The sequence below is a fragment of the Candidatus Methylomirabilota bacterium genome, from assembly GCA_036005065.1.
Taxonomy (GTDB): Bacteria; Methylomirabilota; Methylomirabilia; order Rokubacteriales; family DASRDR01; genus DASYQW01.
Map to the genome: position 1 here is coordinate 18,087 of DASYQW010000344.1, position 13,814 is coordinate 31,900.

Genomic DNA, 13,814 nt, shown 5'->3' on the forward strand with positions numbered 1-13,814 from the left:
GGAGGGCGCGCAGATTCTCGTCGTCTACAGTCATCTGTCCGTGTGGCGGCCGGCGAATGACTCGCCGGCAGTTCCAAGAGTGGTGAACCACAAAACATGCTCAAGGGAGGATTCCGCATGCGCAAGCCGATCTTCACTGGAGTCGTGGCCGTAGCGGCATCGCTGGCGCTGGTGCCGCTGGCCATCGCTGACTCGACAGGCCTCGGGAACAGCAACGCCGCCGCCTCGGCGAGCTACTGGACGCCGGAGCGCTACGCCAGCGCGAAGCCGTACCCCTTGCCCAATCCGACCGGGCCGGTGTCGCAGGAAGCTCAGGCCGCTCCGTCCGGACCGTCCCACTCGGCACCGGGCCAGCCACCGACGGTGAAGGTGGCCCCCAACTACGCGAACGTGCTCTTCGTCCCGCGGGCGGCGGGTGTCGAGCCTCAGGCCTTCGGAACCTCCGGCGGCCTCTTCACGAGCGCCCGCCTGTCGCCCAACGCGGCGGCCATCCATGACACGAAGTACCCCAACAGCGTCAACGGCCAGCTCTTCTTCTCGGACGACGGGAGCAATTTCGTCTGCTCGGGCACCGTCGGCCGGTTCCGGATCGTCTTCACGGCCGGCCACTGCGTGAGCGACGGCCGCGGGCACTTCCACAGCGGGCGGAACTGGCGGTTCGTCCCGTCCATCCGCGGCGGCGTCGGGCCGTTCGGCACGTTCAACTGGGTCTTCGTGACCGTCGACAACCGCTGGCACTTCGGCGGGGGCGGCGTCCCGAACGCGGGGGACAACGCCTGGCTCGAGTTCGCCGACAAGGGCGGCGCCCGGATCGGCTCCATCACGGGATTCTCGGGCTTCTTCACGGGCGCCTTCAGCAACCACGTGACGGCGATCGGCTATCCGTGCAACCTCGACAACTGCTCGATCATGCACCGTAACGACGCCCAGGCGTTCCGCTTCACGTCCCCGAACTCCGTCGAGATCGGCTCGGACATGCGCGGCGGGGCGAGCGGCGGCGGCTGGTTCGAGAACTACGGCGAGGCCGCGGCCGGCCAGAACACGGCGTGCACGCAGTTCAACTGCCGCAACGCCTGGATCGCCTCCACCTCGTATGGTCCCATCAGCACGTCCCCGCAATACCTGGGGGCCTCGAGACCGGATGGGACGTGGTTCAACATCCTCAACGGCAGCAACGTGTGCGGTCGGCGCGCCGGGAACTGCTAGCGCGCGATCGCTGAGGAAGGTCACTCCGGTGGCGCCGGGCCTCCCGCCCGCGCCACCGGAGTCGTTTTCCGGACGTCGCATCATGAGCCGTCAAGCCGCAACGATCACGTTCCTCGTCGTCTTGCTTCTCCTTCGCTCGCCCGTGGCCGGAGCCCAGGCCCCCGCGACGGTGGAATGGGAGGCCGGCCGGCTCAGCGTCCGGGCCGAGAAGACGCCGCTCCATCACCTTCTCCAAGAGGTCGCCCGCCGGACTGGGCTCAGGCTACGCGGCACGGAGGCCCTCCGGCAGGAGGTGTGGGTCGGCTTCTCCGGCCTTCCCCTCCGGCAAGCGCTCCAGCGGCTCCTGGCCGGGGTGAGCCACGTCCTGATCGAGGAGCCGGCGCCCGACGGCGCGACCCGCTCTACGCTCGCGGTCCTCGGAGGGCGCGAGCGCGCCGGTCGCCAGCCAGCGGGCATGACGCCAGCGGAGGACGCCCGACTTCTCGACGACGAGCCGAGCGGACAGAAGATGGAGGCGGCGCTGACCGACGCCGACCCCGCCACGCGACGCTGGGCCGTCGAGTGGCTGCCCCAGATCGGAGACCAGTGGGCGTTCCACCATCTCCTCGAGGCCCTCAACGACGACGACGCCGGCGTCCGCGAGGCCGCCCTGGGCGGCCTCGGCCAGTACGGGCTGGCCGCGCTCGATCCGACCCTGATGCTCCTCCAGCGCGAGGCGAGCCCGGAGGTGCGCGTGGCCGCGCTCGGCGTGCTGGGGCAGCTGGGCGGGGAGAAGGTCGCCGGGATCCTGCGTGACATGCTTCGCGACCCCGATCCCCGCATCCGCACCGCGGCCGTGGAAGCAATGGCCTCCGCAGGCGGTCCCCTGGCGGCGGAAACCCTCAAGGCCGCGGCGGCGGATCAGGACGCCGACGTCCGGACCGCCGCCCTGGCCGCCCTGGGCATCCACGGTGACCCCGAGCGCGCGCTTCAAGAAGCGCTGGTCGACGGGGATGAGGAGGCCCAGGCGGTGGCCGCCGAGCTCGCCGGAACTCTGGGCCCCGGGGCCGGGAGGCCGGGCACCCCCGCGCGGTCTCGCTGAGTGGCTGCGCAGCACCCCGCGGAACTCGCGGGTCCGCGAGGCGCCGCCTCTCCGTATTTCCTGATCTGGCTCCTCGCCGCTCTGCTGCGCGGGGTTCACCTGTGGGAGCTCCGGGACACCCCCGTGTTCTCGATGCTGCTCGGCGACGCCCGGAGCTACGACACCTGGGCCCGGGAGATCGCCGCCGGCCACTGGCTGGGCGCCGGGGTCTTCTACCAGACGCCTCTCTATCCGTACTTCCTGGGCATCCTCTACGCCCTCACCGGTCGTGATCTCCTCGTCGTGCGCCTGGTCCAACTCGTCCTGGGCGCGACGTCCTGCGTCCTCCTGGCCCGGGCCGGCGAGGCGTTCTTCGGCCGCAGGGTCGGGATCGTCGCCGGCCTCCTGCTGGCGATCTATCCCACCGCGATCTTCTTCGACGGCCTGATCCAGAAGCCGGTCCTCGACCTCTTCTTCTTCACGCTCCTGCTCTTTCTCCTGGGACGGCTCTCCGAGGCGCCCCGTCCGTGGCGCTGGCTTCCGGTCGGCTTCGCGCTCGGCTTCCTGATGCTGACCCGGGAGAACGCTCTCGTCCTCGTGGCCTGTGTGGCCGTGTGGCTCGTCGCGCACGTTCGCCAGGCGGGCTGGCGCCGGCAGGCCTCCGCGGCGGCGTTGCTCGTCGCCGGGCTGGCGGCCGTCCTGCTCCCGGTGGCCCTGCGGAACCAGCGGATCGGGGGCGAGTTTCACCTGACGACCACGCAGTTCGGCGCGACGTTCTACGTGGGGAACAACCCGAAGGCCGACGGGACCTATGCTCCGCTCCGCTGGGGGCGGGGCTCGGCCGCCTACGAGCGCGTGGACGCGACGGAGCTCGCCGAAGCGGCGCTGGGGCGCACGCTGACGCCCGGCCAGGTGTCGGCCTACTGGGCCGGCCAGGCCCTGGCCTACATACGATCACAGCCCGGCCACTGGCTCCGGCTGATGCTCCGGAAGTGGCTGCTCGTCTGGAACGTCGTCGAGCTGGGGGACACGGTCGACGAGTACACCTACGCGGAATGGTCCTACCTGCTGAAGGGCCTCGAGCACGTCCTCCACTTCGGAATCCTGGCCCCGCTGGCGGCCTTCGGCGTGTGTCTCACCTGGCGCGACTGGCGGCGGCTCTGGCTCCTCTACCTGATGCTGGCGAGCTACGCGGCCAGCGTGGCGCTCTTCATCGTCTTCTCCCGCTATCGCTTCCTCCTCGTCCCCTTGCTCCTGCTCTTCGGGTCGGCCGGCCTGCTGGGGGGCTGGAATCTGCTGGCTCAGCGCCGGGCCCCGCCGCGGCTGTGGGTGGCGGCCGGGGCCGCTCTGGCGGCCGCGCTCATCGTGAACTGGACGCTGGTTCCGAAGGACGGCGTCCGGGCCATCACCCACACCAACATCGGGATCTTCCTCGCCAAGGAGGAGCGGAAGCCGGAGGACGCGGTCGTCCATTTCCAGAAGGCCCTGACGCTCAACCCGCGGTTCGTGGAGGCCCACGGCAACCTGGGCGCGGTCCTGGTCATGCAAGGGAGAGCCGACGAGGCGCTGGCGCATCTGACCGAGGCGCTGCGCCTCAAGCCCGACTACGTGGAGGCCCACTACAACATCGGAGTGGTGCTGGGGCAGCGCGGGCGGGACGACGAAGCGATCGCCCACTTCGGCGAGGTACTGCGTCTCCGGCCGACCCACGCGGACGCGCACAGCAACCTGGGCATCGCCCTGGCCCGGCAGGGGCGGCTCCCGGAGGCCACGCCGCATTTCCGCGAGGCGGCCCGTCTACGCCCCGACTGGCCAGAGGGCCGTTACAACCTCGGGCTCGCCCTGTTTCTCGGCGGCGAGTTCGCCGACGCCGCCTCCGAGTTCGCCCACGTGCTGCGCCTCCAACCGGAGAACCCCCTGGCCCATCAAAAGCTCGGGGAATCCCTGGTGAGGCTGGGGCGATGCCAGGAGGCGACGGCCCAGTTCGAGGAGGCCCTGCGCCTGCGTCCCGGCTGGCCCGAGCCGGTGGACCAGCTCGGCCGGACGTCGGTCGCCTGCGCGCCAGGTGGGTGAGCGAACGGCGGCACTCGCGAGGGCCGCAGAACCCCCTCCGAGGAAACTAGGAATGTGTCGGAGTAGCGAGCGCCCAGGACCGAGTATGCTCTACACCGAGTCGCGGTCCGCGCGGCGGCGTCGCCGCCGCAACCCCTCCAGGGGGTGGGGCTGGGAGGGGGCCGTCGAGGCCCCCTCCCATGGTCTAGATGCGGAAGCGCCGCTCCACGCCGTTCACGCGGACCACGTACTCACCCGGGGGGAAGTCCCCTTCGAGCGGGATGGTCAGGTCCACGAGCTGCGCCACCTGCGTACACACGCTGGCGCCGGTGTGGATCGTGGGAATGGACACGATGATCGTGCGGCCTTCCCGCCGCTGACTGATCGGTCCGAGTGATGTGCAGCCGTCCAGCAACACGCCCTGCACGCGCACGGAGGGCCGGGACGTGCCGGCCAGGGAAGTCCGGAGCTCGACGCCACTGACCTGAAGCGTCCCGCTCGGTTCGGACGGCACGGTGACCTGTCCGCCGCCGGTGCCCCCGCAGGCGCTCAAGAGCAGCATCAGTGTGAAGAGCCCTCCCCTCGTCATCGGTCCACCTCCCCTGTCGCTACGGCAAGATGATGCGACCGCCTCCCATCGTCCGGAGGAAGTCGCCGAGACCGAACCGCATGAACGGATTCGCCCGCTTCTCGTCGCCGATCGTCGAGGCCTCCCCGCCGTAGTTGTGACCGGGCAGCAGAATGGTCTCGTCGGGCAGCTTGGCCAGGCGCTGGGTGAGGCTCCGGTGCATCTCGGCGGGATCCCCGCCGGGGAGGTCGGTCCGGCCGCAGCTCCCGATGAAGAGCGTATCGCCCGAGATGAGGCGGCCGTCGACGTAGAAGCACTGGGAGCCCGGAGTGTGGCCGGGCGTGTGGATGAAGGTGATCGTGAGCCGACCCACGGACAGCTCGGTGCCGGCCTCGACCTTCACGAGGTCCGACCCGAACCCCGGCAGGAACTCGCGCTCGGCCTTGTGGACATAGACCTTGGCCGGGACGCGCTCGAGGAGGTCGGCGACGCCCGGGATGTCCGTGCCGAAGAGGTGCCCCCCCACATGATCCGGGTGGGTGTGGGTGATCAGGGCCCCCGTGATTCTCAGGCCATCCGCCTCGGCCGTGTTGACGATGCTGTCGATCTCCCAGGCCGGATCGATGACGAGGCACTCACCCGCCTCGCGGTCGCCCACCAGGTAGACGAAGTTCTGCATCGGCCCGAGCTCCATCTGCGTGAGGTAGAGCGATGAACCGGGGGGCTTCTCGGCGGGGGTCAGCTCGGGCATGGCGAGAAGAACCGACTAGAGCGGCTCTCCAACGAATCAGCGCGAAACCGTGCGTGGTAGCCGCGTGGTGCGGGGCCAAGTAACGAGCATAGCGAGGACGCAGGTCCGAAAGGCGCGCCGCAGGACGTCGCGGGGCTGGGGCCCCGCCGTCCGAGGCGCGCCAACTCGAGGAGGCCCGCCGAGGCGTATGCCGCATACGTTGAGGCGGGCCGACGACCGAGGACGAAGCTAGGCGAAGTTAATTGGCCGCGCACTAGAGGAGCAGATCCTCGGGAGTCGACGGCAGCTCGCCCAGGTTGTTCGCGTCGATGGCGTAGAGGGCCGGCTGATCGGGGACCCGGACATAGGCATTGCCCTTTTCGCGCTTCCCGATGGCGAGCGCGGCCACGGTCTTCCCGTCCTTGCCGGTGAGGGTCAGCGTCGTGGCCGGGGGCTGGAGCCCGTACGGCGTCGGGTCCCAGCCCTGCTCGGCGACCAGGTCGCGCCACTTGAGGTTCCGCAGCATCCAGATGAGGTCGCTCACCCGCCCGCCGGCCGCCTTTCCCTTGCGCGGCGCGACGAGCTGCCACTCCTCCTCGCCCGTCCGCTCCAGCACGAGGGTCTCGGCCCCACGCTGGATCTGCACCCGCGTCACGTCCCGGGCGTCGAAGGCGGCGAAGAACGAGTGGTCGCGCAGATCCTGGACCGAGCGGGCGAGGTCCTGTAGCACCTTGCCCTCGACGAGTACGATCGGCGCCGAGGGGCCGCCGCCGCTGACCGTCGCGTAGGCCAGGTCCTTCTCCCGGGCCGGGGCGAGCAGCAAGGCCTTCGGCTCCTTGGCCTCCTTCTCCCATACCACGACGCGTATCTGCGGGCGATCGAGGCCGAAGCGGGCGAGCGGCTTTCCGCCCTCGTCGACGAACTCCTTGGCGCGGAGCTCCTGCACTCGGCTCATGACCTCGACGGCCGTGGTCTGATCGGCCTTGAGCTGGACCGGCGCCGCGATCCGCCAGAGGCCGTCCTCCAGGGCCAGGGTCAGCTTGCCCTTCGGACTCTCCAGCTCCACCTTCTCCACCTTCTGCCGCTCGAAGGCCAGCACCGTCTTGTCCCGGAAGGCGGTGACCGAGGTCGGGATCGCCCGGAAGAACTCCTCTTCCAGCGTGAAGATCGTCCCATCCCCCTCGCGCTGGGCGTAGACCGTCTTCTTGTCCGGCACGGTCTTGCCGAGGCGAAGCGTCTTGGCCACCCGCTCCTTCTCCTCCCCGAGCCACAGGGTCAGCCGCAGGGGTCGGTCGAGCCCGTACTCGGCGGGTCCCTTCGGCGCCTCCGGCACGAAGTCCTTGATCTTCGCCGTCTTGAGCTTCTCCAGAAGGTTCGACACCTGCTCGCGGTCGGCGTGGAGGGCGACGGGCTCGGCGATGTCCCACTGCTCGGGCCCCAGAGGCTCCGGCTTGCCCTTGTGCACGACCGCCACCGTCTGGCCGCCCGGGGTCTGAACCTCGAGCTTCTTCACGTCCTTCGGCTCGAAGGCCAACACCGTTCGATCCCGGAAGTCGGCCACCGGCTTCTGGGCGTCCCGCAGCAACGAGTCCGGAACGAGCACGACGGCCGGCTTGTCGCCCGCCTGCGCGTAGACCCACAGCCCGGTCGGATTCTTCCCGCCGAGTCGGATCCGGCGCTTCTCGCCCTTCGCGGTGAAGACGATCTCGGCCGCCGGCGGCTCGAGCCCGAAGTCCGCCGGCTTCGCCGGATTCGGCTCGATCTCGCGCTCGACCCGCAGGGTCGTCAAGGAGGTCAGCAAGTCCTCGATGGGCCGCGACTCGGCCCGGCCTTGGACGGGCGACGCCAGGGCCCAGGCGTCACCGGACTTCTTGAGGTGAATCGACTCGCTGCCGCGGGCGATCGTCAGCTCGTCGACGTCCTTGGTCTCGAGGCCCTTCCAGAGGCGATCCTTCTCGGCGGTGGACTTCTCGCGGGCCGGTCCCTGGCGGACCTCGTAGACGTAGAAGAAGGCGCCGAGGGCGATCAGGATGACGGCGAGGACGGCGGTCGTCTTCCAGCGCATACGGCCCTACCGATTCCGCTTGCGCACGACCGAGTAGACGCCGGCCACGGCCATCGCCAGCGGCACCAGCACGACCGGCACCCAGAAGAGGACCTGGCCCTGGGCGGCCGTCAGGAAGACCGGCGTGTTGCGCCGCTCCTTCGGCCGGATGGCGATCAGGTTCTCCTCCTCCGCGAGCCAGGAGAGCGTGTTGAGGAAGAAGTCTCGGTTCCCCGAGAGATTGACGAAGGCATTCGTCGAGAAGTCCGAGTCCCCGATCAGCACGATCCGGGCCTTGGCGCCCTTCCGCTCCTGGGGGACGTCCTTGGCCTCGGCGGTCGCCACCGCCGCGATGGTGAGAGGCCCCCGGGCCTCGTCGGGATCCGGCTTCACCTGTCCCGACTTGATCTCCTGCTCGTTCGTTTCCGCCCAGCTCTCGCCGCTGGTCCGGGCCAGGGCTTGCGTGGTCACGCCCTCCGGGGGCTTCTCCTTGACGACCACGGTGCGGGCGACCGGGAAGAACGTCGCGTATCGGAACCCTTGCGTGATCGGGTGCGCCTGGTAATCGCCGACGACGGGGATCTCGGGGCCGGCGCCGAGCATCCGCCCCTGGGGATTGACGTCGATGATCACGTCGTTGCCGACGCCCAGCCCGTAGCGGTCGAGGAGCGGGCCGAGGCCCGGGGCCTGGAACGGGTCGATCATGAAGAGGACCTTGCCGGCCCGCCCGATGTAGCCCTGGAGCGCGTCCAGCTCGTTCGGCAGGAGGTCCTTCTGGGGTCCGGCCACCACCACGATGGCGGCGTCGTCGGGAATCTTCGATTCTCGGGCCGACAGGAGATCCTTGACCTCGTAGTTGAGCTTCTCGATGGCCGCCTTGATCTCGCTGAGGCCGGTCTTCTCGTTCGACGCCGGATCCTTCTCGCCGTGGCCCTTCAGGAAATAGATGACGCGCTTGCCTTCCCGGGTCACCCGGATGAGCGCGTTGGTGAGCTTCTCCTCCTCGGCGTCGGTGATCTTTTCCTCCTTGACCTGCCCATCCTTGATGGTGGCCTCCAGCACGACCGTGCCGTAGGTTTCCACCCCGTACCGCTTGGCCCGCAGCGGATCCCGGTCGGCGTCCACCACCTCCCAGGCGAACTTGCCTTCGGACCGGGCGGCGTACTGCTTGAGCAGGTCCTCGGCCGTGCGCTTGCCGGGCTGGTCGGGCCGGAAGAAGGCGGTGGCCTTGACCGGGGTCTGAAGCTCCTGGAGCACCCGGACCGTCTGCGGGGCCAGACTGTGACGCCGGTTCTCGGTCAGGTCGACGCGCCAGTTGTGGCGATAGGAGACCGCCTCTACCAGCGCGATGATGCCCAGGATCAGGACGACCATCACCAGCGCGTTCAAGCCGTACCGGGTGGTCCGCCGGCCCCAGAAGTCGCGCGAGCTCGGGAAGCTCGCGTAGAGCGCGAACAGGAGGAGCAAGCCGCCGACGATCAGGAGCGTGGGCCACACGGTCGCCCACGATGGTCGGTACACGCGGAGGACACCGCCGGCGGCGACGCCGGCGAGACCCAGCAAGAGCGCGGGAGTGGCGAATCGTCGCATGGCTAGCTTCTCCAGCGCTTCGACTCGAGCGAGCGCAGGGTGAGGAACAGACTCAGGATGGTGAGGTTCACGTAGTAGATCAGGTCCTTGGTATCGATGACGCCCTTGGCGAACGACTCGAAGTGCTCGGTGATCGACAGGTGCGAGAGCACGCGCCCCCAGGTGCTCCCGGCCGACTCGGACGCCCAGGAGATGACCCAGAAGATCAGGAGGGTGCCGAAGGTCGAGACGGCGGCCACGATCTGATTCTCCGTCAGCGAGGAGATCAAGATGCCGACGGCGATGAAGGCGGCCCCCTGGAGGAGGAGGCCGAGGTACCCCGTCAGGAGCGGCCCCCACTCGAGCTGGGTGGCCCACGCCACCAGGGCCGGGTAGACGAGCGTCAGCGTCAGCATTCCCAGGAAGATCCCGAGCGCGGCCAGGTACTTGCCGAACAGGATCTCGCCGTCCCGCACCGGATAGGTCAGCAGGAGCTCGATGGTGCCGCTCTTCTTCTCTTCGGCGAAGAGCCGCATGGTCAGGATCGGCATCATCAGCAGCATGATGACGCTGATGTTCTGGAAGAGAGGTCGGAGGACGCCTTCGGTGACCGACATGTCACGGGCCATCGTGGGATTCATCGCGGCCTGCATGCTGATGAGCGTGTAGAAGGCGAAGACGTTGTAGAAGAACCACCCGGCGACGAGGGTAAAGATGGCAAAGACGACGTAGGCGATCGGCGAGCTGAAGTACAGCCGCATCTCCTTCTTGAAGACGGCCCACGCTCTCATTCCGTCCGCACCTCCTCCTGGGCCGCCTCCACCTCCGCCCCCGGGAGCGGCCCCGGCTCGGCCTCGTGCTCCTCCCCGGCCACGACCCGGATGAACAGGTCTTCGAGGGAGAGGCCGAGGGCGCGCAGCTCCAGGAGTCCCCAGCGCTGCTGGGTCACCAGCTGCACGATATCGGGGCGGATGTCCCGCCCGCGATCGGCTTCCACGACGAAGGTCCCGACCCCTTCGATCACCCCGCGCGGCTCGACCCGGAGCACCCCCGGCAGGGCCCGCAAGGACGCGCCCACCAGCTCCGGTGGACCCAAGACCTGGACCTGGACACGCGTCAGCGGGGAGAGCTCGTCCATGAGGCGATCGAGCGAGCCGGAGGCGACGATGCGACCCCGGTTGATGATGATCACCCCCTCGCACACCATCGACACCTCGGGGAGGATGTGCGTCGAGAGGATGACCGTGTGTTCCCCGGCCAGGGACTTGATGAGCGAGCGGATCTCGATGATCTGCTTGGGATCGAGGCCGATGGTGGGCTCGTCGAGAATCAACACGGCGGGATCCGCGATCAGCGCCTGGGCCAGCCCGACCCGCTGCCGGTAGCCCTTGGACAGACGCCCGATCAAGCGGCCCTGGACGTCCTCGATCAGGCAGCGAGCCAGTACCTCGCCGACCCGGCGCCGGCGGTCGGCGCGCCCGAGCCCCTTGACGTCGGCCACGAAGTCCAGATACGTCGCCACCGTCAGGTCGCCGTAGAGTGGCACGTTCTCCGGGAGGTAGCCGATGCGCCGGCGCACCTCGAGCGACTGCTCGAAGACGTCGTACCCGGCCACCCGGGCGCCGCCGCTGGAGGCCGGCATGAAACACGCCAGGATGCGCATCGTCGTGGTCTTCCCGGCCCCGTTGGGGCCCAGGAAACCGACGATCGCCCCCTTCTCCACGGAGAAGGAGACATCCTGGATGGCCGCCACCGGCCCGTAGTACTTGGTCAGATGGTCCACCTCAATCATCGCGCTCCGCTCCGTCTATCCATTGGCCGTCGAATCGGACTCCGAATCATGGGTCGGCAGAGGGCTCGAGGCTCCCGGGGGACGAGCCGAAACTCACGTCAGCGTTGAAGTATACCACGGAGCGGCGCCGGCAGACTCCGATCAGTACTCGTGAAAAATCCCGGCGCTGATAACCTCGAGCCGGTTTTCCACCGCCGACCGCTGCACGGTCCACTCCGAGCGGCGGCTGTGCCGCCGCAACGATTCTCGGGGGAGGCCTCGGAGCGGGTGTTCCGACACCCCCTCCGATTCGACTCAGTAGAGCCCGGTGATCAGCCCGGCCGCGTCGACGTCGATCCACTCGGCATTCGGCGACCGTGGGAGTCCCGGCATCGTCAGGATGTCCCCGGTCAGCGGCACCAGGAAGCCCGCCCCCGCCGAGATCCGCACCTCGCTCACCGTCACCGTGAAGTCCCGCGGGCGTCCGAGGAACGCCGGGTCGTCCGAGAGGGACCGCTGGGTCTTGGCCATGCAGATCGGGAGCCCCGCGTACCCCAGGCTCTCGGCCTGCGCGATCTGGGCCTCGGCCCGCTTGGTGTAGACGACCCGCTCGGCCCCGTACATGCGGGTGGCGATGGTCTCGATCTTGGTCTTGACGGGGGCGCTCCAGTCGTAGAGCGGCTGAAAGCGCGCGGGCTCGCGGGCCAGCACGCCGTCGAGCGCGGCCGCCAGATCTTCGCCGCCGGCGCCGCCCCGACCGTAGACGTCGGCCACCACCGCCTGGACGCCCAGGGCCGCGCATTGCTCGACGATGGCCGCCAGCTCGCGGTCGGTGTCCGAGCGGAAGCGGTTCAGCGCCACGACCAGCGGCACGCCGAAGAGTCGGATGTCCTCCACGTGCTTTTCGAGGTTCGCCATGCCGGCCTTGATGGCGAGCAGGTCCTCGGCATCCACCGCCGCCATCGGCACCCCGCCGTGATACTTGAGGGCGCGGGCGGTGGCGACCAGCACGACGGCGTCCGGACTGAGCCCCGCGTAGCCGCACTTGATGTCGAAGAACTTCTCCGCTCCCAGGTCGAAGCCGAAGCCGGCCTCGGTGACGCAGATCTCTCCCAGCTTGAGCGCCAGTCGCGTGGCCACCACCGAGTTGCACCCGTGGGCGATGTTGGCGAAGGGCCCGCCGTGGACCAGGGCCGGTGAGCCCTCCTGGGTCTGCACGAGATTGGGGTGGATGGCATCCCGGAGCAGGGCCGCCATGGCCCCGGTCACTTTGAGGTCTCGGGCCAGGACGGGCCGGCCATCGAAGGTGAACGCGAGGAGGATGCGCCCGAGGCGCGTCTTGAGGTCCATGAGGTCCGTGGCCAGGCAGAGGAGCGCCATCACCTCGGAGGCGGCCGTGATGAGGAAGCCCTCTTCGCGCGGATACCCCTGGAAGCGGCCGCCCAGGCCGAGCACGATCTCCCGGAGCGCCCGGTCGTTCATGTCCATGGCGCGGCGAAAGAGGATCTGGCGGGGATCGATCCGGAGCGAGTTGTCGTGGTAGAGGTGGTTGTCCAGGCAGGCCGCCAGGAGGTTGTGCGCGCTTTCCACGGCGTGGATGTCGCCGGTGAAGTGGAGGTTGATCTCGTCCGCCGGAACCACCTGGGAGCGCCCGCCTCCGGTCCCGCCCCCCTTGACGCCCAGACAGGGGCCGATGGAGGGCTCGCGCAGCGCGACCACGGCCCGCCGGCCGAGCCGGGTGAGCGCCTGACCGAGGCCGATCGTCACCGTCGTCTTCCCGTCGCCCGGCGGCGTCGGCGTGATGGAGGACACGACGACGAGCTTCCCGTTCGGCCGGTCCCGCCGGGCCTCCAGGGCGTCGAGGTGCACCTTGGCCTTGAAGCGGCCGTAGGGGACGAGGTCGGCGTCCTCGAGACCGAGCGCGGCGGCGAGGTCGGTGATGGGCCGCATGGGACCCCTAGTCCCGTTCCTCGATGAGCTCGAGCACCGTCGAGGCGACGGCGTTCATGTACTTCGTCGCGTTCTCGGGGGAGGATGCGTCGAAGGCGAGCAGCGAGTAGAGGATCACGGCATCGCTGTGCGTACAGAGGAGAACCCGGTCGGCGCCGGAGAGGCGGGTATCCTGGGTGACCTTGCGGAAGTAGCCCATGCGGAGCTGGGACAGCCGCTCCAGAGCGGGCGAGATCTCCGTGTCGAACGTCGTCCGGTATTCTTCCATCACCGCTTCCTCGATCATGGCTCACGCCTCCTCGAGAGGGCTTGGCGGTAGAGGGACCGGACCTTCGACGCCGGGGAGACCGCTTCCGTCGGGTTCGGGCGTCAGGAGCGCCCCGAGCCACCCCGGGATCGCGATCATCCGCTGGGTCTCCGGGTGCCAGCAGGCGTGTCGCGTCTGGCCGGTCGCGATGAGGTCACCGCCCGCAGCCTGGCGGATCTCGTAGCGAAACACGAAAGACGCGCGCCTCCGCTCGCTGACCCACGAGCGGACCCGCAGGAGGTCGTCGAGCCGGGCCGGTTTGATGTAGCGTACCGTCGCCTCCACCACCGGCATGTGGATCTTCCGATCGACCTCCGACATCGGGAGGCCATGCTGCCGCAGCAACTCGACGCGGCCCACTTCGAAGTACGTGAGATAGTGGCCGTAGTAGACGACGCCCATGGTGTCGGTCTCGGCGTACCGCACCCGGATCGTCGTCTCGGAGACCATTGCGTCGTTGGGCGCGTCGTTGAGCTACGCCCGCGATGTTCCGCGCGAGTCAGCCGCCGCGGGTCCTGTCGCCGCGCCCGTCTCCGACTCGGGCCTCGTCATCAGAG

12 protein-coding genes are annotated in these 13,814 nt (G+C 69.1%); 3 read left to right on the forward strand and 9 right to left on the reverse strand.

Annotated features, from left to right (window positions below; all coding sequences use genetic code 11):
* Positions 1 to 117: 117 nt before the first annotated feature.
* The 3 genes from VGW35_22915 to VGW35_22925 all read left to right on the forward strand — a co-directional run bounded on the left by VGW35_22915 (position 118) and on the right by VGW35_22925 (position 4,339).
* Entirely contained in the window at positions 118 to 1,206 is a 1,089-nt protein-coding gene (locus VGW35_22915; protein ID HEV8310523.1) for a hypothetical protein, read from the forward strand.
* A gap of 82 nt (positions 1,207 to 1,288) precedes the next feature.
* The gene (locus tag VGW35_22920) at positions 1,289 to 2,287 is read left to right on the forward strand and encodes a HEAT repeat domain-containing protein (protein ID HEV8310524.1); all 999 of its coding nucleotides are present in this window, start codon (positions 1,289 to 1,291) and stop codon (positions 2,285 to 2,287) included.
* The gene (locus tag VGW35_22925; GenBank protein HEV8310525.1) at positions 2,288 to 4,339 is read left to right on the forward strand and encodes a tetratricopeptide repeat protein; all 2,052 of its coding nucleotides are present in this window, start codon (positions 2,288 to 2,290) and stop codon (positions 4,337 to 4,339) included.
* 184 nt (positions 4,340 to 4,523) lie between these two features.
* Here VGW35_22925 and VGW35_22930 read toward each other — a convergent pair whose 3' ends face one another.
* The 9 genes from VGW35_22930 to VGW35_22970 all read right to left on the reverse strand — a co-directional run bounded on the left by VGW35_22930 (position 4,524) and on the right by VGW35_22970 (position 13,707).
* Entirely contained in the window at positions 4,524 to 4,907 is a 384-nt protein-coding gene (locus VGW35_22930) for a hypothetical protein (GenBank protein ID HEV8310526.1), read from the reverse strand.
* A gap of 19 nt (positions 4,908 to 4,926) precedes the next feature.
* The gene (locus VGW35_22935) at positions 4,927 to 5,637 is read right to left on the reverse strand and encodes an MBL fold metallo-hydrolase (GenBank protein HEV8310527.1); all 711 of its coding nucleotides are present in this window, start codon (positions 5,635 to 5,637) and stop codon (positions 4,927 to 4,929) included.
* Between the two features lie 253 nt (positions 5,638 to 5,890).
* Positions 5,891 to 7,681 carry a DUF4340 domain-containing protein gene (locus VGW35_22940; GenBank protein HEV8310528.1) on the reverse strand — a complete coding sequence of 597 codons (1,791 nt, stop codon included), beginning with the start codon at positions 7,679 to 7,681 and terminating at the stop codon, positions 5,891 to 5,893.
* A 6-nt stretch (positions 7,682 to 7,687) separates the two neighbouring features.
* Positions 7,688 to 9,250 carry a Gldg family protein gene (locus tag VGW35_22945; protein ID HEV8310529.1) on the reverse strand — a complete coding sequence of 521 codons (1,563 nt, stop codon included), beginning with the start codon at positions 9,248 to 9,250 and terminating at the stop codon, positions 7,688 to 7,690.
* Between the two features lie 2 nt (positions 9,251 to 9,252).
* A complete protein-coding gene (locus tag VGW35_22950; protein HEV8310530.1) occupies positions 9,253 to 10,020 on the reverse strand; it encodes an ABC transporter permease subunit in 768 nt (255 codons plus the stop codon).
* Positions 10,017 to 11,021 carry an ATP-binding cassette domain-containing protein gene (locus tag VGW35_22955; protein ID HEV8310531.1) on the reverse strand — a complete coding sequence of 335 codons (1,005 nt, stop codon included), beginning with the start codon at positions 11,019 to 11,021 and terminating at the stop codon, positions 10,017 to 10,019. The genes VGW35_22950 and VGW35_22955 overlap by 4 nt, the downstream gene beginning before the upstream one ends.
* 294 nt (positions 11,022 to 11,315) lie before the next feature.
* Positions 11,316 to 12,950: a formate--tetrahydrofolate ligase gene (locus tag VGW35_22960; protein ID HEV8310532.1), complete on the reverse strand. Its 1,635-nt coding sequence runs from the start codon at positions 12,948 to 12,950 to the stop codon at positions 11,316 to 11,318.
* Between the two features lie 7 nt (positions 12,951 to 12,957).
* Positions 12,958 to 13,236: a hypothetical protein gene (locus VGW35_22965; protein HEV8310533.1), complete on the reverse strand. Its 279-nt coding sequence runs from the start codon at positions 13,234 to 13,236 to the stop codon at positions 12,958 to 12,960.
* A gap of 3 nt (positions 13,237 to 13,239) precedes the next feature.
* Positions 13,240 to 13,707: a thioesterase family protein gene (locus tag VGW35_22970; GenBank protein ID HEV8310534.1), complete on the reverse strand. Its 468-nt coding sequence runs from the start codon at positions 13,705 to 13,707 to the stop codon at positions 13,240 to 13,242.
* Positions 13,708 to 13,814 lie beyond the last annotated feature (107 nt).